This is a genomic window from Fluviibacter sp., assembly GCF_057744235.1.
Genome location: NZ_JBIJFP010000001.1, coordinates 137,045 through 160,009, shown reverse-complemented (window position 1 = coordinate 160,009; position 22,965 = coordinate 137,045). Strand labels below are relative to the sequence as shown.

The following is a 22,965-nucleotide window of genomic DNA, read 5'->3' as shown; positions in this document are numbered from 1 at the left end:
GTCGGCGCGTAAGATGATAAGACCCGCTGCGGCGGGTCTTTTTTATGGGCCGTGTTCCGTGATCAATGTCAGCGTGCGTGCGGTGGCACCCGTGGACTGCGCAACAAAGTCAGCCGTGGCACGAGCGGCCAGGGCCAATGCCGGCCGGTCACTGATCAAGCGGTATAACGCCTCGGCAATGGTCTCGGGTTCAGTTTGGGCGGTCGTGCCGGATAGCCGTTGTGCGGCACCTGTGCGGATGGCCGCTTCGGCGGCTGCTGCAAAGTTATAGGTGTGCGGGCCCACCAGGGTCGGTGTGCCACAGGCGGCGGCTTCAATCAGGTTCTGCCCACCAAACGGCAGCAGGCTACCGCCCATGACTGCCACATCGACCATGCTGTAATACGCCACCATTTCGCCCATCGAATCGCCGAGCCACACATCGGTGGCGGCATCGGGCAAAGCCTCGCTGCGGCGCGTCAGTTGAAAGCCTGCCCGGGTGATCTGTTCAGCCACGGCATCAAAGCGTTGCGGGTGGCGAGGCACCATCACCAGCAAAGGCGTCTGTCCCGGTAGGCGGGCGCACAACAGGCGGTGTGCATCGAGCAGCAGCGCCTCTTCGCCATCTCGCGTGCTGGCCGCAAGCCACACAGGCCGCCCATTCAGGCTGTTCCGCCAGCGCTTGCCCAGCAGTTGCAAGCTGGGTTCAATGCGGACGTCAAACTTGAGATTGCCGGTCACACGCACCTGGGTAGCCCCCAGTGCCTGCAGGCGCCGGGCATCCTCGATGCTTTGCGCACCAACGGCGAAGAGTGCGCCAAGAACCGGCCGTATCAGGCGGTCAAAGCGGGCATAGTGCTTTGCCGAGCGAGCCGACAGGCGGGCGTTGATGAGGAGCATAGGTACGCCATGGTGACGGCTGCGCAGAATCAGATTCGGCCAGATTTCGGTTTCCATAAGCAGTCCGACGGTGGGTTGCACTCGCTGCAGGAAAAGATCAACAGCCCCCGTCAGGTCATAGGGCACGTAGGCAATGAGCACGCGGGGGTCGGTATAGAGTGCGGTGCTGGTCGCCCGGCCCGTTGGTGTCATATGCGTGAGCAGGACACGATGGTCCGGGTAGTGTTCCAGCAGGGCATGTACCAGCGGCTCGGCTGCCCGGGTTTCACCGACCGAAACCGCGTGGAGCCAGATAATCTGGCCTCCAGCGGGTACATTGAGGTAGCCGAAGCGTTCGGCAATGTGTTGGCGGTAGCCGGGTTGTTTACGTCCGCGCCACCATAAACGCAAAAGCGCCAGCGGCACAATCAGCGTAAGTAGCAGCCGGTAGAACCACGGTGCGGCAGCGGGCATACTCATGCCGGCAGAAAGCCCCAGGTTTTAAGTTGGTCCATGATGTCGCTTACGGGCGGGCAGCTATCCAGATGACCAAAAGTCTGCCGTAGCCCCAAACCAAAACCACCAGCCAGTTCGGGGTCGGTATCGGTAAAGATGGCAATGGTGGGCACGGTGAGTGCACAGGCAATGTGCGTAAAACCCGTATCAACGCCCAGACACAACCGGGCCTTGGCAATGCGTTCGGTAAGCTGGGTCAGTGTCGGGCGGAACAGCACCTCGCCCATTGTGCCACCTTCGGCAATCCCTGCCGCAATGCGTTGTGAGCGGGCGGCCTCGATGTCGTTGCCGGCAGTAAACACTGGCGTCATGCCGGCATCACGCAGGGCGCGTCCGACGCTAATCCAGTGCTCTTCAGGCCACAGCTTTTTATCGCGGCTGGTGTTCGTGAAGAGAAACACCTCATTACCCGGCTGTAACGGGTAGCGGGTGTTCAGACCAAAATCGAGCGGTAACTCGGGTAATCGATCGGCATAGCCCAGCGCCGTGGCGGCAATGGTGCGATAGCGCTCTACGGCATGCAGGGCATAAGGCACAGCCAGTGGGCGGTTAACCAGCAAACCGGCAAGCGACTCACGCGCCTCGCGCCAGTTTTGCCCGTAAACCGGGCCGTGCGCCAAGCGGCCGAGCAGCACGCTGCGTACCAGACCCTGTGTATCGATAATGGCATCGTAGCGCTCACTGCGGAGTGCGCCGAGGGCCAGGCTGATCTCTGCCCAGGTATCGCGCTGGAAGAGTTGTTTGCGCCAGCGACGAATCGATACCGGAATAATGTGCCGTACGCCATGGTGCCAGCTTGGAATTTCGGCAAAGGGTGCTTCCACGCACCAATCCACGATGGCACCGGGAAACACCCGCTGCAGGTCACTGACCACGGCAAGGTTATGCAAGACATCGCCCAGCGATGAGGTTTTCATCAACAGAAAACGGGGCGGGTTCGAAAGCTTGGGCTGCATTAGTGATAATCTCGCGACATAGCCCCATTATAGCCGTGTGTACCGTTGCCCATGTCCGAGAAACTACCGCTCTCTTTGGTTCTGATTACCTGTAATGCCGCCGCTCGTTTGCGCGATGTGCTGGCGTCTGTGCCATTTGCATCCGAAACCATTCTGGTGGATTCGGGCAGCACCGACGACACAGCGGCCATTGCGGCAGAATTCGGGGCGCAGGTCGTGCATCACCCCTGGGCGGGCTTCGGGCCGCAGAAGGCGCACGCCGTTAGCCTGGCCAGCAACGACTGGGTGTTATGTCTGGATGCAGATGAAGCCTTGTCGCCCAAACTGGCCGACAGTATTCGCAGTGCCTTCAGAAAAGGCGTGCCGGATTACCCGGTGTACCGCTTTGCCCGTTGCAACGTATTCATGGGGCGTCCGCTGAAGCATGGTGAGGGCTACCCAGATTTCAACACCCGACTGTTCCGAAAAGATGCTGCCCGCTGGTCCGACGATATCGTGCATGAGCATGTGCTGAGTGATCTGGCACCACGCACCCTGGAAGGTGATCTGCTGCATTACAGTGCGGATGATCTGAAAAACTATCTGGATAAGCAGAACCGCTACACCAGCCTGGCCGCAGAACGCGCGCTCGCACGCGGGGAGCAGGCGCCGCTGGCCCGAATGATTTTTTCGCCGCTGACCCGCTTTCTGAAATTCTGGCTGGTGCGTGGCGGCTGGCAGGATGGTGTGCCCGGCTTCGTGCACATTGCCATCGGTTGTCAGAATAGCTTTATGAAGTACGTGAAGCTGCGGGAGCTGCGGCGGCAGGCCGGACTCTCCGAAGCATCCTGGTGATCGCGCCTTTCTGAGTGTTTTAGCGATCTATCAGCCGTTGCTTGCCCGGTTCGTTGAACCAGCTCTCTTGGAGACAAGCCATCGTAGTGGTCTGCTTCCGACCCATAGCGGTCATAAATGACCTACCAAAGGTGCCCAAGAGAAATCATTCAATGCAGACAGGCACTCTTCGGGGTTCTGATCCGCACGCAATGCAAAGGAACTAAAACCACATCTACTCAAAAAATAAATTTGATCCCTTAGAACGTCCCCCGTCGCGCGTAATTCTCCGATATAGCCCAAACGTTCACGCAATATTTTTGCATGGGTATAACCACGGCCATCGGTGAAAACCGGGAAATGCACAGCGATAATCGGCAGTTTCTGGCCGATGGAAATCAGTGATTCTGGATCATCATCAGGCCACAACCAGACTCCAACCTTGTGCCCCTGGGGGACCAGATTTTCGCCGCTCGTTCGCCATAGTGGAATGGTCAGAATGAGATTCTGCCCTGGTAATCTAGTGGCAGCATTCAATGCTTCATCGTCAGAAATCATTCGCCACGAATCAGCCACAACGATACCTTGCAAGTCAATGAGTGCTGCCATCTTTGGCTCCATATACGCCCGATTTGAATGGCTCCATACCAATGCGGGTGAATGTGTCGATAAAAATCTCATCCTCATAACGATTGGCGATATACACGCCAATAATCTTATCGATGACATCAGGAATATCATTTGCAGCGAATGACGGACCAATAACCTTGCCAATGTTTGAGGCATTTCCCTCTCGACCACCGAGAGTGATCTGATACCACTCTTCGCTGTTCTTATCGACTCCGAGAATACCGATATGACCAATGTGGTGGTGGCCGCAAGAATTGACGCACCCGGATATATTAAGTTCCAGCGGACCAAGATCGAATAAATAATCCAAGTCATCAAAGCGCTGCTGAATAGCAACCGCAATAGGAATCGACTTGGCATTTGCCAGCGAACAGAAATCACCCCCGGGGCAGCAGACCATGTCGGTTAACAACCCAATATTAGGCGAAGCTAAACCCTCCGCCGCAGCTAGATTCCAGAGCTCGTAGAGCTTTTCTCGCGGCACATGAGGCAGAAGGAGATTTTGCTCATGGGTAACACGCACCTCAGAAAGGCTGAATCGATCAGCCAAGTCGGCTATAAAGTCCATTTGTCTAGCGGTAGCATCACCTGGCGGCACACCCGATTTCTTCAAGGACAAGGTCACAATCGCGTAGTCGCCGTGTTGATTTTTCGAGACATTCTGTCTTTTCCACAGAGCGAACTCACGGTGCAGATTGATTGATCCGGGATCTTTCAATTCATCAAACAATGCATCGCTGTCGCCTTGCCCCTCATATGCCGGTTTCTCAAAAAATGTGGTCATGGTGGCAATAGTTTCTGCACTAGTAGTTCCGGCCCCACCTTTAAGGTGCTGCCACTCGGTGTCTACTTCTTTGCCAAATCCTTCAACGCTCAAGTCCTTAACCAGAATCTTAATCCGCGCTTTGTATTTGTTGTCTCTGCGACCATGCCGGTTATATACCCTCAGAATGGCATCGAAGTAATTAAGCAGTTCTTCTTTCGGTAAAAATGATTTGACGCTTTGTGCGAGCATGGGTGTCCGCCCCATCCCGCCCCCAACAAAGATTTCAAATCCATCCTCACCAGACTCAGAGCGCTTGGCTCGTACACCAATGTCGTAAAAGCGAACTGCGGCTCGATCTTCGGCACCTCCGGCAAAGGCGATCTTGAACTTGCGAGGCAAAAACATGAACTCCGGCGCAAGCGTGGACCATTGCCGAGCGATTTCGCAATATGGCCGTGTATCAAAGATTTCATCTTCGCCAACGCCGGCAAACGAATCGCAGGTGATGTTACGAATGCAATTACCCGAAGTCTGGATCGCGTGCATCTGTACAGTTGCAAGTTCGGCCAGAATATCCGGTGCTTCGTTGAGGCGTACCCAATTGAACTGGATACTGCATCGGGTAGTAAAGTGCCCGTAACCTCGATCGTAAGTTCGAGCGATGTGCGCCAGCATCCTCATCTGCCGACTTGACAGTAGCCCATAGGGAATTGCAATTCGCAGCATCGGTGAATGACGCTGCACATACAGGCCGTTTTGTAAGCGTAAAGGACGGAAGTCGTCTTCGCTGAGACGGCCGCTGAGAAAGCGCTCCGTCTGCCCACGAAACTGGTCGACCCGGTCATCGACAAGCTTCTGATCAACCTCGTTGTAAAGATACATGGCGAAATCTAATGACAATTGTTAATAAGTTGTGCGTAGTACATCACTGGCCGTGCAATAGAAACAGGTTCAGAATGTGTCTTATTTAATAGGTACAGATGCCGCCTTGGACTGATACCATCCCCCCATGAGCCGCTACCAAGAAATCGCCAATCAAACTGAAGACCTGATTCTTAAAGGGTTGCTGCGCCCTGGGGAACGCCTCCCTTCAGTAAGAAAGGCATGCCTTATCCATGATGTGAGTCCTATTACCGTGACACAGGCCTATTACATCCTTGAAGGCCGGGGACTCATCGAAGCGCGACCCAAATCTGGCTACTTTGTTCGCGCCCGGTTGGGCCAGAACCTATCCGAACCTGAAATGACCCACCCAGTAGGCGGTTCTACACAATTACAGGTGAGTGATTTCATTTTTCAGATACTGGATAGTGTTCGTGATCCTTCAGTGGTGCCCCTTGGCTCCAGCTTTCCTAGCCCGTTTCTTTACCCGCTCGACAAGCTCGGCCGATTTTTGGCAAATGCTGCTCGCAAATTTGACCCACTGGCCACTGTGACAGATCTACCACCGGGTAATGAGGAACTGCGAAGGCAACTGGCTTTGCGCTACCTGGCTCAGGGGGCAACAGTTTCTCCGCAGGAAATTGTCATTACATCCGGTGCGATGGAAGGGCTGAATCTTTGCTTACAGGCGGTAACCCAGCCCGGTGATCTGATTGCGATTGAATCCCCAACCTTCTACGCTGGTCTGCAAGCCAGTGAACGCCTTGGTTTAAAAGTCATCGAGATTCCCAGCCATCCTGGTGAAGGGGTCAGCCTGTCTGCTTTGGAAGATGCTCTCAGGCATCACCCCATCAAAGCCTGTCTATTCATGCTCAATTTTGCGAATCCAACAGGTAGCCGCGTTTCGGATGAAAATAAAAGGACGCTTTTGAAATTGCTCCGGCGTCATGATGTGCCGCTCATCGAAGATGATGTTTACAACGAACTTTATTTCACACCCCAAGCCCCGTTATGCAGTAAAGCAGAGGACAAAACCGGCCTGGTTATGCATGTATCATCGTTCTCGAAGTGCTTGGCCCCCGGCTATCGGATTGGCTGGGTTGCAGCCGGACGCTACGCAAGCCGGATTCAGCGCCAGAAACTCTCTTTGAGTCTAGCAACCACCGTTCCTGTGCAGATTGCGCTTGCGGAATACCTCAAACACGGTGGGTTTGAAAATCACTTGCGGCACTTGCGACAAACTCTGGCCTTGCAGAAAGTAGAAATGGTTCAAGCCATTGAGCGCCATTTTCCAACTGGAACCAAACTGTCGCGACCGCAAGGTGGATATTTCCTCTGGCTTGAATTACCCCCCCACGTTGACACACTGTTGCTGCACCAACAGGCGCTGGATCACGGCATTAGTATTGCGCCCGGCCCAATCTTTTCAGCCAAGCGTGAGTTCAAACACTATCTGCGCCTTAATTTTGGACATCCTGATCCACAACGCTTAGGCGCCGCCATGGCAACCTTAGGTGCGTTGATCGCCGATCAATCTGTACCTATCAAATAAGAGACATTCTGAACCTGTTCCTATCGCTTACCCAATGATGTACTAGCAGCAACATATCAATGGGGCTAAAAATGGAACAGCCAGTCAAGAAAGCTCAGGAAGCACGCATCGAGTTTTACCGTCAGAAAGGCAAGGTACACGCCAGGTCTACGAAGGGATATTTCAATACCCTACGCTGGACCATGTTTCTGGTTACTCAGGCAATCTTTTATGGCGCGTGCTGGCTGACCTGGAACAGCAATGGCGTGAGCCGTCAGGCAATTCTGTTCGATATCCCTCACGAGAAACTGTATTTCTTTGACACGGTGCTATGGCCACAGGATGCATTGGCTTTCGCCTACATCATGATTGTTGCGGCGATTGCGCTGTTCTTTGTCACCGCAATCGCTGGCCGGGTATTCTGCGGTTTTGCATGCCCGCAAACCGTGTACACGATGTTGTTTACCTGGATCGAAGAAAAAGTCGAAGGGGATCACCTGGCTCGCATGCGATTAGATCAAAGTCCGATTAGCGGCAAAAAACTACTGATCAAATCGACGAAGCAGCTCCTGTGGATTTTGGTGGCAGCATGGACAGGCATCACTTTTGTCGGCTATTTCACGCCGATCCGCGAATTGCTTTCCGCAATTCCCAGCTGGGATCTTGGTCCGTGGGAAGGTTTCTGGGTGATCTTTTACGCGACATTCATGTACCTACAGGCCGGCTATGCGCGTGAAGCGGTATGTCAACACATGTGCCCCTACTCCCGGTTCCAGGGTGTCATGGTTGATGTTAGCACCAAGACCGTTGCTTACGATACAAACCGTGGCGAACCCAGAAGCAACAAACGTAATGCTTCCGGCGCTGGTGATTGCATTGATTGCGGTATTTGTGTACAGGTTTGCCCAACTGGTATCGATATCCGCAACGGTTCGCAGTATCAATGCATCAACTGCGGCCTCTGTATTGATGCGTGTAACGATGTGATGAAGAAAATTGCAAAGCCACTCGGTTTGATCCGCTTTATGTCAGAGAACCAGTTGGTCCAAACCCCAAAAAAGCAGAATCGGTTCCGCCTGGTTGCCTACGGCTGTCTTCTGATCATCTTCACTGGACTGGCTGTTTGGACGTTATCGAATCGAGACCTACTACTCGTGAATGTGATTCGGGATCGCGGTCCGCTCTATCGAGAAGGCGCAGATGGTCGAATTGAGAATGTCTATACCCTCAAACTCATGAACTTGGACGACCAAGCGCATAAATACACCATCCAACCACAAGGTTTACCCGGCATGACCTTGCTTGGCACCTCTGAATTCAATATTGCGGCAGGATCAATCCAGCCAGTAACTGTGACCATTTCAGCTCCAGGTGACGCGGCACCATCGGGAGCAAACCCCATCAAACTGGTGATTAGCTCACAGGACTCAGCACACTTAACAGCGAAGGAAAAAACGGTCTTTTTCTTTCCGTAATTTAAGGCGGCGGCTATTGCGGTCGAATTATGTCAATAAGTTTAGGACGTTATCAGCATGCCTTCTCATGTTTCAGGCTTAGTCTGAAAGACTAAATCTACCATTGCCCTAGCTAACAGCTTACGGCCCAAGTCGGAAGTTATCTATTACGAAAACTCTGCATATGTCCGCAACTGGCCGACTGTACACATTCAAAATTAAGCCCGTTTGTGGCTTAGAGGTGGGTTAGGAATATAGCGCCCTGTGGGTCATGTCATGCAACGCGTAGAGGTTATAGCTCCTCGGTCTTGAATTCGCTATACCCCTCGTAGTAATAGCTCACATCAATACCCTTCATGAACAAGTCGCGGTCATTGATTTTGTCGGTGAGTGCTTGTTTGAGCAGCGCTTTGATCTCTAGGTCTTTCACTGGGCTGCGCTGCATGGCAGATAGGTACTCTTCTTTGTCTACCTGATTCCAATCCACCACTTGTTTGATTTCGGCTTTAAGTATGAGGTCTAACCAGATGCGTGTGGCGCGGCCATTGCCTTCCCGAAAGGGGTGGGCCACATTCATCTCGACATATTTTTCGATAATTTCGTCAAAGGTGCTTTGCGGCATGGTGTCGATATGTTTCAACGCGGCTTCGAGATACATCAGCGGCGCAAAGCGGAAGTTGCCTTTGGCAAAATTGACGTTACGAACTTTTCCCGCAAAGTCGTAAATATCTTCAAATAAATAGGCATGAATCAATGCCAGGCCTGCATAGGTGCCACATTCAACTTTGGCGATGTCGCCGGAGTCAAAGAGTTGTTTGGCTTTTTGTTTGCTGAGCTTTTCCTCGGCTTGGGCGAGTTCAAGCTGGCTGGTGATGTTGAGTTTGTTGGACAAAACCATGCAGTCTCTCCTTCAAGCGAGATCAGGAATATAGTGCAGTTTCAATTTGCTGATGTAGCGCCTGTGCCAACGCTTTACGGCCGCTATTGCCGCTGCCGGGTTCAATAGAAACCGGCGTGCCGATTTCCAGGTTAACAACCAGTTGGCGTGCCGACAGCATGGCGCAGAAGCATGCCCAGAGGCTGGTGTCGCCAGCGTAGGCCGGCAACAATGAACGTTGTCCTTGTGCATCTAGGTAGCTGAGTGCCACGGGTGTTACCGGAACATTGGCATCAATGGCAGGTTGCAATAAGGCAGCATGGAAGGGGTGGAGGTGTGTGCCGTCCGTGGTGGTGCCTTCAGGAAACACAGCCAGCCAGTTGCCGGATTGCAAACGCTCGGCCATTTCGCGACCAATCGTGTGCGCATGGCCGCGACTGCCGCGTTGCAGGAAAATGGTTTCGTTATGTTTGGCCAGGGTGCCGATGATGGGCCAGTGAATGACATCGTCTTTGGAAACAAACGCCACCGGGGTAAGCGCGTTCATGGCAAAGATATCGACCCAGCTGACATGGTTGGCTGCAATGAGACCAGCTTCTGCCGGGAGCGTGCCCGATATTTTTAACTCAAAGGCAAAGAGCTTTAATAATTCGCGAGACCAGCGGTAACGCACCCAGCGGCGGCGTTTCAGCGAGAAGAAGGGAAAAGCAATGCTCACCCAGCAAAGGCCGCAGAGCAGGTGAAAGACCACGCGCACACCGCGTACGAAGCGAAGCGGCTTCGGGTTGGGTGTGCTGTTCATGCGCTTTTTAGAGGGCTTCGCCGAAAGCAGCCTGGAAGCGCTGGGCTACCTGTTCAAATGACACGTGGTAATTCTGTGGGCCGGCGTGGGCGATTTTGATCGAGCCCATCAGTGAGGCCAGGCGGCCGGCCTTTTGCCAATCATAACCATTGGCCATGCCGTAGAGCAGGCCGCCACGGAAGGCATCGCCGCAACCGGTCGGATCGACAATGGCTTCAGGCTGCACCGTTTCGATATCAATGCGTTGGCCGCCGGTAAAGATCCAGGCACCTTCGCCGCCACGCGTGACGATGAGCGCAGCCACATTTTCGGCGAGTTCTTCCAGCGTCTGACCGGTGCGGTCACAAAGCATCTGGGCTTCGTAGTCGTTGACGCAGGCATAGGTCGCTAGCGACAGGAATTGCTTGAGATCGTCGCCGTCGAACATCGGCAGACCCTGACCCGGATCAAAGATGAACGGGATGTTGGCATCGGCAAATTGGCGGGCATGTTCGAGCATGGCATCGCGACCATCGGGGGCAACGATACCCAGCCCCACGTTTTCCGCATGGCCGACTTCATTCAGATGCGCCTGACCCATGGCACCGGGGTGGAAGGCGGTGATCTGGTTGTCATCCATGTCGGTGGTAATAAAGGCCTGGGCCGTGAACGTGCCTGGCACTTTGCGCACATGTTTGCGCGAAATGCCCTGCGCATCCAGGCGATCCATATAAGGGATGCCGTCTTCGCCGACTGTGGCCATGATCTCGGCGTTACCGCCCAGGCTGTGCAGGGCGTAGGCGATGTTACCGGCGCAACCGCCAAACTCGCGACGCATTTCAGGTACCAGGAACGCTACGTTCAGAATATGAATCTGTTCCGGCAGAATCTGTTCGCGGAAGCGGCCGTTAAAGACCATGATGTTGTCGTAAGCGAGCGAGCCGCAGATCAGCGTTTTTTTCATGATTGTCTTGAATGCAAAAGCAGAATTAGAGCGGACGGGTGCCGACCAGTAGGCTCCAGCCTTCCTGGGTGTCGCCAACCCGCATTTCCAGCCAGGGGCTGTAAATGCCGATCAGTTCTTCGGCCTGTTCGGCCAGGAGGCCAGCCAATACCAGGGAGGCACCGGGTTTGAGGCGGGCCGCCAGCGCCGGGGCCAAAACCCGAAGGGGGTTGGCCAGAATGTTGGCAAGCACCACATCGTACTGACGGGTGTCGTACGGCGTAGGTAACGTGTCGCTGGCATCGAAGAAGGCAGCAGTCACGCAATTGGCTTCGGCATTGTCTTTGGCTGAACGGACGGCTTGTGGATCGATGTCCACGCCGACGACCTCAGCGGTGCCTAACTTGGCGGCGGCGATGGCCAGGATGCCGGAGCCGCAGCCGTAATCCAGCACGGTGCCCACCGGTCTTTCACGCACCAGCCATTGCAGGCACATGCGCGTGGTGGGGTGACTACCGGTACCGAAGGCCAGGCCGGGGTCGAGCACCAGATTAATCGCATCCGGTTCGGGCGGTGTGTGCCAGGTTGGCACGATCCAGAGCGGACCACCGATCGGAATCGGGTCAAACTGGGCCTGCGTGGCACGCACCCAATCGGTTTCCGGAACGTCTTCCAGCGAGAGCGTCTCGGCGTTAACACCGAGTGCGGCCGCGCACTGGGCCACGATGTCGTGTACCGGGTCTGCGGCATCGAACAGTGCCGACAGTACGGAGCGTGTCCAGACGCTGTGTGTTTCCATGCCGGGCTCGCCATATTGGGGCGTTTCGGCCGGCGTGCCGGCGTCGGCGTCCTCGACGGTGACCGACAAAGCGCCGGCTTCCATCAGGGCATCACCGAGCGCCTCGGCCTGCTGGGCATCCGCAATGATGCGGGCGTTGACCCAAGTGGTTTGCGCGGTCACTTACTTGCGCTCGACTTCTTTTTTCTCGGCCAGCATGTGTTCCAGATAGTGGATGCTGGCACCGCCGTCCACGAAACCTTTGTCACGCATCAGTTCGTGGTGCAGCGGGATGTTGGTCTTGATGCCTTCAACCAGCATTTCCGATAGCGCGATACGCATCTTGCGAATCGCCTGGTCACGGGTTTCGCCGTAAGCGATCAGCTTGCCAATCATTGAATCGTAATGCGGTGGGACCTTGTAGCCGGCATAGACATGCGAATCCACGCGAATGCCCGGGCCGCCCGGCGTATGCCAAGCATTGATCGTGCCCGGCGACGGGACGAAGGTATACGGGTCTTCGGCATTGATACGGCATTCGATGGCGTGACCGCGGAACTCGATGTCCCGCTGACGGAAACGTAATTTTTCGCCAGCCGCGATACGGATCTGTTCCTGAACGATGTCGATGCCGGTAATCATTTCTGTCACCGGATGCTCGACTTGTACGCGTGTGTTCATTTCGATGAAATAGAACTCACCGTTTTCAAAGAGGAACTCAAACGTACCGGCGCCGCGATAACCAATCTTACGACAAGCTTCGGCGCAGCGTTCGCCAATTTTAGCGATCAGTCTTTCCGGGATGCCCGGTGCCGGTGCTTCTTCAATCACTTTTTGGTGACGCCGCTGCATCGAACAATCGCGCTCGCCCAGATACACGGCATTGCCATGCGTGTCGGCGAGGACCTGGATTTCCACGTGGCGCGGGTTTTCCAGAAACTTTTCCATGTACACGGTCGGGTTGCCGAACGCGGTTTGCGCTTCCTGGCGCGTCATCTGAACGGCATTGATCAGCGCGGCTTCCGTGTGTACCACACGCATACCGCGGCCGCCGCCGCCACCGGCGGCTTTGATGATGACCGGGTAGCCGATCTGGCGGGCGATGCGTACGATTTCCTTGTGGTCTTCTGGGGGTAGCGCACCATCCGAGCCGGGGACGCAGGGCACGCCAGCGGCCTTCATGGCATCTTTAGCCGAGACCTTGTCACCCATCAGGCGAATCGTGTCGGCCTTCGGACCGATGAACACGAAACCACACTGCTCGACGCGCTCTGAGAAGTCGGCGTTTTCCGAGAGGAAACCGTAACCCGGGTGAATCGCTTCGGCATCCGTCACTTCGGCCGCCGAGATAATGGCCGGGACGTTCAGGTAGCTGTCTTTGGAAGCGGCCGGACCGATACAGACCGATTCATCGGCCAGCTTCACGTATTTGGCATCACGGTCGGCTTCGGAGTGCACGACCACGGTTTTGACACCCAGCAGACGACAGGCGCGCTGAATGCGGAGGGCAATCTCCCCCCGGTTGGCAATCAGAATCTTTTCGAACATGGCGATTAGCCGATGATGAACAGTGGTTCGCCAAATTCGACCGGCTGGCCGTTTTCGATCAGGATGGCCTTCACGACGCCGCTGGCATCCGATTCGATTTCGTTGAGCAGCTTCATGGCTTCAACGATGCACAGTGTCTGACCTTCCTTGACGGTGTCGCCGACTTCGACGAAGGCTTTAGCATCCGGTGACGAGGCGCGGTAGAAGGTGCCGACCATCGGGCTCTTCACTTGGTGACCTGCCGGGGCTGCGGGTTCTGCAGCCACCGGAGCAGCAGGTGCAGCAGCTGGTGCGCTGGCCGCCATCGGCGCTGCTGCTGCGTAAACCTGGTGGGCGATCGGCGCTGCCGTCAGCTGTTTCGCGATGCGGACTTTTTCTTCGCCTTCGGTGACTTCCAGTTCGGAAATGCCGGATTCCTGTACCAGGTCGATCAGTTTTTTGAGTTTACGCAGATCCATGTGGGTCTCCTGAAGTCGTGTCTGTGAATGGTTGAAATTAAAGCGGGGTGGAGTCGCGTTAGCCCTGACCCGGATCCAGATTGTCCGAGAGGGCGGCAACGACGTAGTCGAATGCCAGCAGATACCCCTGGGCACCAAGTCCGGTGATCGTGCCGACAGCCTTGTCGGAGAAAAACGATTGGTGGCGGAACGGCTCGCGGGCGTGCACGTTCGACAGGTGTACTTCAATAAACGAGATATCCGAGGCCAGCACGGCATCGCGCAGTGCAATGCTGGTGTGCGTGAATGCGGCCGGATTGATGATCAGAAAATCAAAGCCTTCGCTGCGTGCTGCGTGCAGGCGCTCGATGAGTGCACCTTCGTGATTGCTTTGAAAAGTTTCGAGCACGATGCCGGCACGTTCGGCGCGTTCGGCTAATGCGCGATCAATGTCGGCCAGCGTGGTGGCGCCGTACAGATGCGGCTCTCGTTGGCCCAGCAGATTCAGGTTCGGGCCATTGAGTACCAGAACCTTGCCTAGGGTTTCGTCGGCGGAGGATTGCATGCGGTTGTCCATAATTATCATTGTCTCCCAATTGGTGACAAATTGCCAGTTCCTGGCTTAATCAGAGCCTATTCGCCACCAGATGTCTGCCAGATGTCGACGTGATTGAATTACTTGAGCACTTTTGCCAGATCCGACTCCAGATCCTTGCGGGGATAAATGCCAAAGTGGCGACTGCTAATGCTTTCTTTCGGGTTGATGATGAGCGTGAAAGGCACAGCATCGTGACGGTTGCCCAGCTGCTGCGACAACTCGAAGCCTGGTTGGCCGCCGACAACAACGGCGTACTTGACTGGCGTCTTTTTCAGAAACGTCTTAACGTTGTCGGCCTGATCGGCGGCGATGCCGACAAAAACCACGTCTTTGTCTTTGTAGGCCGCTTGCACCTCATCGAACATCGGCATTTCTTCCACGCAGGGCGGGCACCAGGTCGACCAAAAATTGACCACCACGGTTTTGCCCCGCAGCGTGCTCAGATCCACCGGCTTGCCGTTCACATCCTTGAATTGCGCCTCAAAGAATTTGGCCGCTACTTGCGGGCCGTTGGTTTTGGACTGACTATTTTCGAACTTTGAACAACCGCTGAGTAAGGCGGTCGCCGCCATGCAGGCTACCAGGAAGGTGCCCGGCAGGTGTTGACGCAGCAAACGACTAAAACGCATGGGTGTTTCCTTGGGTAGTATCAATGACATAGTGGGTTAGTGCGGGTGTTTTCGCAGAATTTTGCGACATGTTACCGGCAAAATGTCGCCGTGTTCGAATCTGGTTGGAATAAGGCATCAATTTTGAGGCGCTCGCGAACCGCCTCAATGCGAGCCCGTTCCCGCACGGTGCCATCGTGGTGCCTGAAGACCACCCGTTCATCATGCGAGGGATAAATCACCAGATTGGTGTCCCATTCCCCGCGGGCAACCTGCAGCACGGCAGATGTGCGGTCATTGCGCGGACGCATATGCTCATAGGCGACCCCCTGATTCAGCAGAAAAATCTCAACATCTTTGTCGCTGTCCGGGTAGAGCAGGATATCGATCATTGAATAGCGGCCTGCGGTGCCATCAAGCACCGAGCCCGTCAGGTAGGGGTGAAAATCCGCCAGGAGTTCCATCCAGTACAGTGCCTCCTGGCGCATACCGGCAATACGCTCGCGCTGTTCGCTATCCTGAAAAATGGCCTGATGGGTGCGTAGCGCGTCATACACCGCCTGGGAACTGGGCAGACCAATCCACTCCGGCAGATTTAATTGATGGGCGGCTTTACGTTTGGCCAGTTCCACATCGTCGAGGCCATCTTCCGCCATCAGGCGGGCGGCCACGGCGGCAATATGAGCCGTGCCGTTGTTCTGCATGCCGGTGGGGCGTCGTCGGTGGCGCATATCGGGTCTCCGGGGCAGGTACAATGATTTCCATTCTAAACCTACCTGCCGGACATTGCGCCGGCATGAAGATGTAAAAAACTCGTAAAGACGAAAGACGGAAAAGCATGCATGTGCATATACTCGGTGTCTGCGGCACCTTCATGGGCGGTCTGGCACAACTGGCGAGGGCTGCGGGGCATAAAGTCACCGGATGTGATGCTGGCGTGTATCCGCCGATGAGCGATCAGCTGCGCGGTGCCGGTATCGAACTGATCGAGGGTTACGATCCATCGCAGCTGTCGATGCATGCGGACGTCTACGTGATCGGTAACGCCATCTCGCGCGGCAACCCGCTACTTGAAGCCATTCTTGACGCAGGCTTGCCCTATGTCTCTGGCCCGCAATGGTTAGCGGAACATGTTCTGCAAGGGCGTTGGGTGCTGGGGGTGGCGGGTACGCATGGCAAAACCACCACCGCCTCGTTGTTGGCCTGGATTCTCGAAGACGCCGGGCTGGCGCCGGGGTTTCTCATTGGCGGCGTGCCGCGTAACTTCGGTGTGTCGGCACGCCTGCACGGTGATCTGAAAGATTCACCGTTCTTCGTGATTGAGGCCGACGAATACGACACGGCCTTCTGCGACAAGCGTTCCAAGTTCGTGCACTACCGTCCGCGCACCGTGATTCTCAATAACCTCGAATTTGACCACGCCGATATTTTTGCTGATCTGGAAGCCATTGAAACCCAGTTTCATCACCTTGTACGCACCATGCCGGGGAATGGTCTGATTGTTTCCAATGCCACAGAGTCGGCACTGGCGCGTGTGCTTGAGTGGGGTTGCTGGACACCGGTGGTCGGCTTTGGTGACGGTAGCGGGTTTAGCGTGGCGGGTGACGATGCCTCCGGCCGCATGACCGTTCGTGAAGGAGATGCCGTGATAGGTGAGATCACCTGGGCGCTCACCGGCGAACATAACCGCATGAATGCGCTGGCCGCCATGCTCGCCGCACGTCATGCCGGTGTGCCACTGGATAAAGGCCTGGATGCCTTGTCCCGATTTGAGAACGTCAAACGTCGTATGGAAGTGCGTGGCGTTGAGCGAGGTGTCACCGTGTACGATGACTTTGCCCACCACCCGACCGCCATTGCCACCACGGTGGCTGGCCTGCGTCGTAAAGTGGGCAGTGCACGCATCCTCGCCGTGATCGAACCGCGCTCCAACACCATGAAGCTCGGTGTTATGAAAGACCAGCTGCCCGGTAGCCTGGCCGATTGTGATCAGGTCTACTGTTACAGTGCCAACCTCGGCTGGGATGCCCTCGGTGCCCTAGCCCCGATGGGCGATCGGGCCGAAGTGCATGAAGATTTCGAAGCCATGCTGAAAGCAATCGTAAGCAAGGCGCAGCCCGGTGATCATATTCTTGTCATGAGCAACGGCGGGTTTCAGGGAATTCACAACAAGTTGCTCGAAGCCCTGCTATCATCACAAAACGCTTAGCGAATCTCGATTCTGTATTCAAGCACCTTTTACCCTCTGGAGAACTATCCATGAAAAAATCGCTCGTCCTCGCTGCTCTGCTGGCTACCGCAGGTATCACTGCCCAGGCTCAAACTGCTGCACCGGCTGCCAAGCCGGCTGCTGCTGCCAAGTCGGGTCAGGTTGTGCCGGTCGCTGCTGAAGTGACCGTACTGACCGCTACGGTAGATTCAGTCGATGCCAAGAACCGTACCGTTGTTCTGAAGAACGATCAGGGCCAGCTGGCCCCGATGAAGGTGGGCAAGGATGTGCCTAACTTTGGCAAGATCAAAAAGGGTGACATTTTCGTTGTTGAATACGCACAAGCTGTGGCTGTGGGCCTGGTTGCTGCGCCGAAGGGCACGCAGCCGGGCGTGTCGGCCACTCGTACCGTCAAGGTGCAGGATCAGGCAAACAAGAAGCCGTTTGCTGAAGAAATCGACACCATCTATGCCACTGCCAAGATCAAGAGCATTGATGCCAAGGCACGCACTGCCGAGCTGACCACGCCGGACGGCAAGACCATGAAGGTCAAGGTCGACAAGGCTGTTCTGGGCCTGGATAACTTCAAGGTGGGTGATGAAGTTCTGGTGGAATATGTCCAGGACATGGCTGTCGGTTTCGTGGCGCCGACCAAGAAGTAATCAGTCAAGTTGCTTCACGTGACAAAGGCGCCTGCGGGCGCCTTCGTCACGTTGATGCCCGTGTGCCAATCAGACGTGATCTCCGTATTCGATAGATTTGATGGCTTTTAATTCTCTGCTTGTCTGCGATGAGTGTGATTTGCTACTTCGCGAGCATCCGATGAATCTTGGTGATGTTGCCATTTGCTCACGATGTGGTCATGTTCTGCATCGCCATCAGCCTGATGGCTTAAAGCGTTCTTTGGCATTCGCGCTCACCGCCGCGGTGCTATTTGTAATTTCCAATGCATTCCCCATTGTGGGTTTGACCTCGCAAGGTTTGGTCAGCTCGACATCGCTGCTCGGCATGGTGAATATGCTGATTCATGATGACATGCCTCTTGTGGCAGGGCTGGTCTTTGCGACAACCTTCTTGATGCCAGCGCTTGAGATCGGTGCATTTATTTATCTCCTGTTACCCCTAAGTTTAGGGCGTCGCCCCCCCAAACTGGCGGTGGTGTTCAGAATCATGCATTTATCCCAACCCTGGGCCATGGTTGAGGTTTTTATGCTCGGACTCTTGGTTACAATCAGCAAATTGCATGCAATGGCGACAGTGATGCCGGACGTTGCCCTGTGGTCTTTCGTGTTCCTGATGATTTCTTTAACGGCAGCTGCGGCCAACTTTGATTCCCGTACTTTTTGGGAACAAGTGGAAACGCTGGAATGACAGGTCAAAAGCCTTTAACGGGCGCTGCCGAGCATGTCATCGGATGTCATGCCTGTGGTCTTGCTCATAAAGTTCTGCCGAATGCGCATGGAATGGTATGCCGCCGATGTGGTCTGACCTTACATTTCCGAAAGCCGGATAGCCTCCATCGAACCTGGGCACTACTCATCGCCTCTTACATATTAATCGTTCCGGCAAATCTAATGCCCGTCATGAAATCGAATGGCTTGTCGGGCTCAGAGGATGACACCATCATGAGCGGTGTCATTTATTTGTGGGTCTCCGGTTCGCAAGCGTTGAGCATTATTCTATTTGTTGCGAGCGTGCTTATCCCCATCACCAAGCTGCTGGTATTGACCTATCTCTTAATCTCGGTTCGCCGCCGTTCAGTATGGAAACCCAAGACTCGCACGCAAATGTACCGCGTGCTTGAAGCGGTTGGCAGATGGTCAATGATTGACATCTACGTTGCGGCCATGCTCACAGCGCTCGTTCAATTCGGTAGCATTATGTCGATTAATGTGAGTACCGGCGCAATTGCATTTGGCGCAGTCGTGGTATTAACCATGCTGGCTGCAGAAAGTTTTGATCCCCGATTGATCTGGGATGCCGCAGATCAACAAGCATCGAGAGACATTCCCGAGGAACAACATGTCGTCTAATCTGAATCGTGAACAAGCGTTTGCCGATCTGCCCACCCCGGTTTCCAAACATCCAAGGAACTGGTCATCACGATTCATTTGGATCATTCCCATATTGGCCTTATTGATAGGTATCAGCTTGGGCATCAAATTCATGCTGGAACGGGGTCCAATCATCACGATTGCATTCAAGTCGGGCGACGGGCTGGAAGCGGGAAAAACTCACGTCAAGTACAAAGACGTGATTATTGGAGTCGTTAAGACGGTTGATTTGTCAGAAGACCACAAGCATGTTGTTGCGACTGTGCAGATTGACCGGAAGGCTTCGGATTTCTTGCGCGAAGACACGAGATTCTGGATTGTGCGCCCACGTATCACGGCGAGCGGTGTTTCAGGACTCGGAACGTTATTCGGAGGTACCTATATAGCGGCCGATATTGGTCAGTCCCGTGAAGCACGCGAAAGCTTTGTCGCGCTTGAGGTTCCGCCAATCCTGACGCAAGACACGCCAGGACGAAAGTTCATACTGCGTGCCCCCGATCTGGGATCGCATGATATCGGCACGCCCGTTTATTTCCGTCGCTTGATGGTGGGTGAAGTCGTTGGATACGAATTGGATGCAAATGGCAAAGAAGTCTCGATTGAAATATTTGTACACGCCCCTTACGACAAATATGTCACAAGCAATAGCCGGTTCTGGAATGCTAGCGGAATCGATGTCTCGCTGGGTGCTGCCGGGTTGAAGGTTCAAACCGAATCTATGATCTCGATACTGGCGGGGGGGATTGCCTTTGAAGACCGACCATCCACGGATGACGATCTGGATAGCGCGCCGGCCGACAGTGCAAAGGTAGCCACATTAGCGGGCAATGCAGCTGTCGCAGATGACGCTGGCCGCGCCAAGGCGGATAGCGTGTTTCCACTTTACCAAACACGTGAACTTGCCATGAAGCGTGCTGATACGCGTATCGAACGGATGGTGATCTATTTCAAGCAATCTGTACGTGGTTTGACGGTGGGCTCCCCCGTGGATTTCCGGGGTGTCACTATCGGAGAAGTGGCGGAAGTTGACGTGACGATTGATCCCAAAGACTTTACGATCATTCAGCCAGTAGTGATTTATGTTTATCCTGAACGTTTACATCTTAAAACCGTTGATAAGAGCACCCTCTATCCACCACCGAAGAATGATGAAGAGCGATATAAACGTTACCAAGGTATGATTGATCGCGGATTGCGTGCACAATTGCGGACTGCGAATATGCTCACGGGCCAGCAATATATCGCAATGGATTTTTTCCCGGATGCGCCAAAGTTTACGCTGAACACCAAGAAAACGCCGATTCAAATCCCGTCTATTCCGGGCACGTTTGATGATATCGAACAATCCGTTTCTGGGATTGTCAAAAATACCGACAGGCTCGTCAAGAAGCTCGACAATGAGACCCTACCTGAAGTCAATAAAGTGCTAAAAAATGCAGATGCCTTGTTGGCGAGTGACTCGCCTATGCAAACGGATCTGCGTGAAACACTCCGAGAGTTGAGTAAGGCGGCGGGTTCGTTAAAGAGGCTGGCAGACATGCTAGATCAGCAGCCCCAATCGATTCTGATTGGTAAACCTTCAGAGGAGACAAAATGATGAGAGTGATGCTTTTTCTCACGCTGTCATTCACGCTCGCGGCATGTAGCTCGCCCAAGAATACCTATTACACCTTGAGTGCCACGACCTTGCCGGATGTGAGGGCAATGACTCACAAAACGCGCGTTATGGTGGGTCCGGTGACGCTGCCTCCCAGTGTTGATAAACCGCAGCTGGTTGTAAAAAACAGCACGAACCAAGTGTCGATCTATGAATATCAGCGCTGGGGCGGTTCACTTAAGGCTGATATCGAAAGGGTGGTTGCAGCAAATCTGATGCACGACCTGTCTACACCGAATGTCTGGAGTTATAGCCAAACCACTTACTCAAAGTTTGACTATCAGGTGTTCATGGATGTGCAAAGTTTGGATAGCAAGCTCGGTGATGCGGTTGTCGTGGATGTACTTTGGACCGTCAAACCCTCGGCGCTTAAAGCCAAAGCAAGTGAGCCCGATAAAGTTGCCGCTGCAACATCGTCAAAGATGTCTGTCGCTCATGATGACGTGATCACTGGTCGATCACTAGTGCGTGAGCCCGTGAGTGCAGACGGTTTCGAGCCTTTGGTTGCCGCGCAGAGCCGTGCTTTCGAGAAAGTCAGCATTGAAATCGCCAAAGCGATTCACCCGACCGCTTCTCCCAAATAGGCTGCTCTGACCCGATCATCCTGCAGTAGATCAGCTGAGTTACCGCTGAGCGTAATCTTGCCGGATTCGAGCACGTAAGCGCGGCTGCTAACTTTAAGTGCCAGTCGGGCGTTCTGTTCAACCAGCAGGATGCTGACACCGCTATCGCGAGCACTGATGATCAGTTCGAAGATACGATCGACCATGATGGGTGCCAGACCCATGGATGGTTCATCCAGCAACAGCAGTTGCGGACCGGACATCAATGCCCGGGCAATGGCCAGCATCTGCTGTTCGCCACCCGAGAGGGTGCCGGCCAGTTGAGAGGCGCGCTCTTTCAGGCGGGGCAGGCGGTCCAACAGATCTTCCAGGCGTTGTGCAACGAGTTGGCGATCTTTGACGCGGAAGGCGCCGAGCTGCAGGTTTTCCAGAACGGTCTGGCGCGCAAATACGCCACGGCCTTCAGGCACCAGTGCGACGCCATGGGCGATGAGTTCATGCGCCGGCAAATGCATGAGGTCGATCTTGGGGGCATTGTCCGGATTCAGGCAAACCTGCCCAGTCGCTTGCGGCAACATGCGGGCCAGTGCCTTGAGTGTCGATGTCTTGCCGGCGCCATTGGCACCGATGAGGGCAACCAGTTCGCCGCCGCCGACATCGAAGCTGATACCTTTGACGGCCTGAATACCGCCGTACTGCAAACGTAGATCACGGACTTCAAGCATAGGCGCCGCTCCCCAGATACGCTTCGATCACCCGAGGGTGTTGTTGCACCACAGCGGGTACGTCTTCACAGATCAACTCGCCGTAATCCAGTACGGCGACCCGGTCGCACAGGCCCATGACCAGTTGTACGTCGTGCTCGATGAGCAGAATGCTGATGCCATCCGTACGGATCATTTCCACCAGTTGGCGGAGACCGGCGGTTTCGCTGGCGTTCATGCCGGCCGCGGGTTCATCCAGACACAGCAGGCGCGGGTTGGTGGCTAGGGCGCGGGCAATTTCCAACCGGCGCTGATCGCCATACGAGAGGTGTTTGGCCAGGTCATGGGCGCGGTGGGCGATGCCGACGTAATGCAGGAGCTGCAGCGCCATGTCTTCGGTTGCCTGTTCTTCGCGCCGATTGAACGGCGTGCGCAGAATGTCACTAAGGATGTTGCTGCGTAGTCGGCCATGGCGGCCGACCATCACATTCTCCAGTGCGGTCATGTTGGCAAACAAGCGAATGTTCTGGAACGTGCGGGCAATGCCCTGGCGCACGGTTTTGTCGGGTGCGTTGCTGCGTAGTGACGTGTCGTTGAATGTGAATCGGCCGCTGTCCGGAATGTAAAGTCCGGTGAGGCAATTGAACAGCGTGGTTTTACCGGCACCATTGGGGCCGATCAATCCGTAGATCTCGCCGACATTCAGGGCCAGCGAAACATCTTTCAGTGCCTGGACGCCACCGAAGGATTTGCTGATGTGTTCAGCGTGAAGTAGTACCTGTGAGTGTGACATAAGGAGGCA

The 22,965-nt window shown here is 54.8% G+C and carries 24 protein-coding genes; 9 read left to right on the top strand and 15 right to left on the bottom strand.

The genetic code is table 11. The features are described 5' to 3' along the window. Positions 1-42: 42 nt before the first annotated feature. Together waaA and waaC are read right to left on the bottom strand one after the other, a co-directional pair. A complete protein-coding gene (gene waaA / locus AC3GOJ_RS00755; protein WP_488235536.1) occupies positions 43-1,338 on the bottom strand; it encodes a lipid IV(A) 3-deoxy-D-manno-octulosonic acid transferase in 1,296 nt (431 codons plus the stop codon). Further along, positions 1,335-2,330 carry a lipopolysaccharide heptosyltransferase I gene (gene waaC / locus AC3GOJ_RS00750; protein ID WP_488235535.1) on the bottom strand — a complete coding sequence of 332 codons (996 nt, stop codon included), beginning with the start codon at positions 2,328-2,330 and terminating at the stop codon, positions 1,335-1,337. The genes waaA and waaC overlap by 4 nt, the downstream gene beginning before the upstream one ends. A 51-nt stretch (positions 2,331-2,381) precedes the next feature. Between waaC and AC3GOJ_RS00745 the strand changes: the two genes are divergently transcribed. Continuing rightward, entirely contained in the window at positions 2,382-3,164 is a 783-nt protein-coding gene (locus AC3GOJ_RS00745) for a glycosyltransferase family 2 protein (protein ID WP_488235534.1), read from the top strand. A 111-nt stretch (positions 3,165-3,275) separates the two neighbouring features. Here the strand turns inward: AC3GOJ_RS00745 and AC3GOJ_RS00740 are convergent, their stop codons facing one another. After that, positions 3,276-3,752, bottom strand: coding sequence for a DUF934 domain-containing protein (locus AC3GOJ_RS00740; RefSeq protein WP_488235533.1), 477 nt, complete (start codon positions 3,750-3,752; stop codon positions 3,276-3,278). After that, positions 3,736-5,421 carry a nitrite/sulfite reductase gene (locus AC3GOJ_RS00735; RefSeq protein ID WP_488235532.1) on the bottom strand — a complete coding sequence of 562 codons (1,686 nt, stop codon included), beginning with the start codon at positions 5,419-5,421 and terminating at the stop codon, positions 3,736-3,738. The genes AC3GOJ_RS00740 and AC3GOJ_RS00735 overlap by 17 nt, the downstream gene beginning before the upstream one ends. A 127-nt stretch (positions 5,422-5,548) precedes the next feature. Here AC3GOJ_RS00735 and AC3GOJ_RS00730 point away from each other — a divergent pair, with 127 nt between their 5' ends. Together AC3GOJ_RS00730 and ccoG are read left to right on the top strand one after the other, a co-directional pair. After that, positions 5,549-6,973, top strand: a complete 1,425-nt coding sequence (locus AC3GOJ_RS00730) for an aminotransferase-like domain-containing protein (RefSeq protein ID WP_488235531.1) — start codon at positions 5,549-5,551, stop codon at positions 6,971-6,973. Positions 6,974-7,044: 71 nt separating this feature from the next. Further along, positions 7,045-8,427: a cytochrome c oxidase accessory protein CcoG gene (gene ccoG, locus AC3GOJ_RS00725; RefSeq protein WP_488235703.1), complete on the top strand. Its 1,383-nt coding sequence runs from the start codon at positions 7,045-7,047 to the stop codon at positions 8,425-8,427. Between the two features lie 271 nt (positions 8,428-8,698). Here the strand turns inward: ccoG and fic are convergent, their stop codons facing one another. The 9 genes from fic to AC3GOJ_RS00680 form a co-directional block, all read right to left on the bottom strand. Continuing rightward, positions 8,699-9,304 (bottom strand): protein adenylyltransferase Fic, encoded by a 606-nt coding sequence (gene fic, locus AC3GOJ_RS00720; RefSeq protein WP_488235530.1) that lies wholly within the window; start codon positions 9,302-9,304, stop codon positions 8,699-8,701. A gap of 22 nt (positions 9,305-9,326) precedes the next feature. Continuing rightward, positions 9,327-10,085 carry a lysophospholipid acyltransferase family protein gene (locus AC3GOJ_RS00715; protein WP_488235529.1) on the bottom strand — a complete coding sequence of 253 codons (759 nt, stop codon included), beginning with the start codon at positions 10,083-10,085 and terminating at the stop codon, positions 9,327-9,329. Positions 10,086-10,092: 7 nt separating this feature from the next. Then, on the bottom strand, positions 10,093-11,028 hold the full coding sequence (locus tag AC3GOJ_RS00710; protein WP_488235528.1) for a carbohydrate kinase family protein: 936 nt from the start codon (positions 11,026-11,028) through the stop codon (positions 10,093-10,095). Positions 11,029-11,053: 25 nt separating this feature from the next. Beyond that, a complete protein-coding gene (gene prmA / locus AC3GOJ_RS00705) occupies positions 11,054-11,968 on the bottom strand; it encodes a 50S ribosomal protein L11 methyltransferase (RefSeq protein ID WP_488235527.1) in 915 nt (304 codons plus the stop codon). Continuing rightward, positions 11,969-13,333: an acetyl-CoA carboxylase biotin carboxylase subunit gene (accC, locus tag AC3GOJ_RS00700; protein ID WP_488235526.1), complete on the bottom strand. Its 1,365-nt coding sequence runs from the start codon at positions 13,331-13,333 to the stop codon at positions 11,969-11,971. A gap of 5 nt (positions 13,334-13,338) precedes the next feature. Beyond that, on the bottom strand, positions 13,339-13,791 hold the full coding sequence (gene accB, locus AC3GOJ_RS00695) for an acetyl-CoA carboxylase biotin carboxyl carrier protein (RefSeq protein ID WP_488235525.1): 453 nt from the start codon (positions 13,789-13,791) through the stop codon (positions 13,339-13,341). Positions 13,792-13,849: 58 nt separating this feature from the next. Then, the gene (gene aroQ, locus AC3GOJ_RS00690) at positions 13,850-14,335 is read right to left on the bottom strand and encodes a type II 3-dehydroquinate dehydratase (RefSeq protein ID WP_488235524.1); all 486 of its coding nucleotides are present in this window, start codon (positions 14,333-14,335) and stop codon (positions 13,850-13,852) included. A 110-nt stretch (positions 14,336-14,445) separates the two neighbouring features. Continuing rightward, entirely contained in the window at positions 14,446-14,997 is a 552-nt protein-coding gene (locus AC3GOJ_RS00685; protein WP_488235523.1) for a TlpA family protein disulfide reductase, read from the bottom strand. 71 nt (positions 14,998-15,068) lie between these two features. After that, positions 15,069-15,707 carry a hypothetical protein gene (locus AC3GOJ_RS00680; RefSeq protein ID WP_488235522.1) on the bottom strand — a complete coding sequence of 213 codons (639 nt, stop codon included), beginning with the start codon at positions 15,705-15,707 and terminating at the stop codon, positions 15,069-15,071. Between the two features lie 107 nt (positions 15,708-15,814). Here AC3GOJ_RS00680 and mpl point away from each other — a divergent pair, with 107 nt between their 5' ends. The 6 genes from mpl to AC3GOJ_RS00650 all read left to right on the top strand — a co-directional run bounded on the left by mpl (position 15,815) and on the right by AC3GOJ_RS00650 (position 21,480). After that, positions 15,815-17,185 carry a UDP-N-acetylmuramate:L-alanyl-gamma-D-glutamyl-meso-diaminopimelate ligase gene (gene mpl / locus AC3GOJ_RS00675; RefSeq protein WP_488235521.1) on the top strand — a complete coding sequence of 457 codons (1,371 nt, stop codon included), beginning with the start codon at positions 15,815-15,817 and terminating at the stop codon, positions 17,183-17,185. A 50-nt stretch (positions 17,186-17,235) separates the two neighbouring features. Then, positions 17,236-17,847 (top strand): hypothetical protein, encoded by a 612-nt coding sequence (locus tag AC3GOJ_RS00670; protein ID WP_488235520.1) that lies wholly within the window; start codon positions 17,236-17,238, stop codon positions 17,845-17,847. A gap of 100 nt (positions 17,848-17,947) precedes the next feature. Next, complete coding sequence (locus AC3GOJ_RS00665; RefSeq protein WP_488235519.1) at positions 17,948-18,556, top strand: paraquat-inducible protein A; 609 nt, start codon at positions 17,948-17,950, stop codon at positions 18,554-18,556. Then, entirely contained in the window at positions 18,553-19,218 is a 666-nt protein-coding gene (locus AC3GOJ_RS00660; RefSeq protein ID WP_488235518.1) for a paraquat-inducible protein A, read from the top strand. The genes AC3GOJ_RS00665 and AC3GOJ_RS00660 overlap by 4 nt, the downstream gene beginning before the upstream one ends. Next, positions 19,208-20,836: a PqiB family protein gene (locus AC3GOJ_RS00655; RefSeq protein WP_488235517.1), complete on the top strand. Its 1,629-nt coding sequence runs from the start codon at positions 19,208-19,210 to the stop codon at positions 20,834-20,836. The genes AC3GOJ_RS00660 and AC3GOJ_RS00655 overlap by 11 nt, the downstream gene beginning before the upstream one ends. 74 nt (positions 20,837-20,910) lie before the next feature. Continuing rightward, the gene (locus tag AC3GOJ_RS00650) at positions 20,911-21,480 is read left to right on the top strand and encodes a PqiC family protein (RefSeq protein ID WP_488235516.1); all 570 of its coding nucleotides are present in this window, start codon (positions 20,911-20,913) and stop codon (positions 21,478-21,480) included. On the opposite strand, the gene AC3GOJ_RS00645 is transcribed toward AC3GOJ_RS00650, so the two are convergent. Continuing rightward, a complete protein-coding gene (locus AC3GOJ_RS00645; RefSeq protein WP_488235515.1) occupies positions 21,456-22,184 on the bottom strand; it encodes an ABC transporter ATP-binding protein in 729 nt (242 codons plus the stop codon). The two genes, AC3GOJ_RS00650 and AC3GOJ_RS00645, sit on opposite strands and share 25 nt — an antisense overlap. After that, on the bottom strand, positions 22,177-22,956 hold the full coding sequence (locus AC3GOJ_RS00640; RefSeq protein ID WP_488235514.1) for an ABC transporter ATP-binding protein: 780 nt from the start codon (positions 22,954-22,956) through the stop codon (positions 22,177-22,179). The genes AC3GOJ_RS00645 and AC3GOJ_RS00640 overlap by 8 nt, the downstream gene beginning before the upstream one ends. Positions 22,957-22,965: the final 9 nt, after the last annotated feature.

Excerpts from the sequence above, each read along its gene's own strand:
- waaA (WP_488235536.1), bottom strand. The coding sequence starts at position 1,338 with ATGAGTATGCCCGCTGCCGCACCGTGGTTCTACCGGCTGCTACTTACG.
- AC3GOJ_RS00660 (WP_488235518.1), top strand. The coding sequence starts at position 18,553 with ATGACAGGTCAAAAGCCTTTAACGGGCGCTGCCGAGCATGTCATCGGA.
- AC3GOJ_RS00715 (WP_488235529.1), bottom strand. The coding sequence starts at position 10,085 with ATGAACAGCACACCCAACCCGAAGCCGCTTCGCTTCGTACGCGGTGTG.
- AC3GOJ_RS00655 (WP_488235517.1), top strand. The coding sequence starts at position 19,208 with ATGTCGTCTAATCTGAATCGTGAACAAGCGTTTGCCGATCTGCCCACC.
- AC3GOJ_RS00685 (WP_488235523.1), bottom strand. The coding sequence starts at position 14,997 with ATGCGTTTTAGTCGTTTGCTGCGTCAACACCTGCCGGGCACCTTCCTG.
- accB (WP_488235525.1), bottom strand. The coding sequence starts at position 13,791 with ATGGATCTGCGTAAACTCAAAAAACTGATCGACCTGGTACAGGAATCC.
- mpl (WP_488235521.1), top strand. The coding sequence starts at position 15,815 with ATGCATGTGCATATACTCGGTGTCTGCGGCACCTTCATGGGCGGTCTG.
- aroQ (WP_488235524.1), bottom strand. The coding sequence starts at position 14,335 with ATGCAATCCTCCGCCGACGAAACCCTAGGCAAGGTTCTGGTACTCAAT.
- fic (WP_488235530.1), bottom strand. The coding sequence starts at position 9,304 with ATGGTTTTGTCCAACAAACTCAACATCACCAGCCAGCTTGAACTCGCC.
- AC3GOJ_RS00745 (WP_488235534.1), top strand. The coding sequence starts at position 2,382 with ATGTCCGAGAAACTACCGCTCTCTTTGGTTCTGATTACCTGTAATGCC.
- accC (WP_488235526.1), bottom strand. The coding sequence starts at position 13,333 with ATGTTCGAAAAGATTCTGATTGCCAACCGGGGGGAGATTGCCCTCCGC.
- AC3GOJ_RS00665 (WP_488235519.1), top strand. The coding sequence starts at position 17,948 with ATGGCTTTTAATTCTCTGCTTGTCTGCGATGAGTGTGATTTGCTACTT.
- AC3GOJ_RS00740 (WP_488235533.1), bottom strand. The coding sequence starts at position 3,752 with ATGGCAGCACTCATTGACTTGCAAGGTATCGTTGTGGCTGATTCGTGG.
- AC3GOJ_RS00645 (WP_488235515.1), bottom strand. The coding sequence starts at position 22,184 with ATGCTTGAAGTCCGTGATCTACGTTTGCAGTACGGCGGTATTCAGGCC.
- waaC (WP_488235535.1), bottom strand. The coding sequence starts at position 2,330 with ATGCAGCCCAAGCTTTCGAACCCGCCCCGTTTTCTGTTGATGAAAACC.
- AC3GOJ_RS00640 (WP_488235514.1), bottom strand. The coding sequence starts at position 22,956 with ATGTCACACTCACAGGTACTACTTCACGCTGAACACATCAGCAAATCC.
- ccoG (WP_488235703.1), top strand. The coding sequence starts at position 7,045 with ATGGAACAGCCAGTCAAGAAAGCTCAGGAAGCACGCATCGAGTTTTAC.
- AC3GOJ_RS00710 (WP_488235528.1), bottom strand. The coding sequence starts at position 11,028 with ATGAAAAAAACGCTGATCTGCGGCTCGCTCGCTTACGACAACATCATG.
- AC3GOJ_RS00730 (WP_488235531.1), top strand. The coding sequence starts at position 5,549 with ATGAGCCGCTACCAAGAAATCGCCAATCAAACTGAAGACCTGATTCTT.
- AC3GOJ_RS00680 (WP_488235522.1), bottom strand. The coding sequence starts at position 15,707 with ATGCGCCACCGACGACGCCCCACCGGCATGCAGAACAACGGCACGGCT.
- AC3GOJ_RS00735 (WP_488235532.1), bottom strand. The coding sequence starts at position 5,421 with ATGTATCTTTACAACGAGGTTGATCAGAAGCTTGTCGATGACCGGGTC.
- AC3GOJ_RS00670 (WP_488235520.1), top strand. The coding sequence starts at position 17,236 with ATGAAAAAATCGCTCGTCCTCGCTGCTCTGCTGGCTACCGCAGGTATC.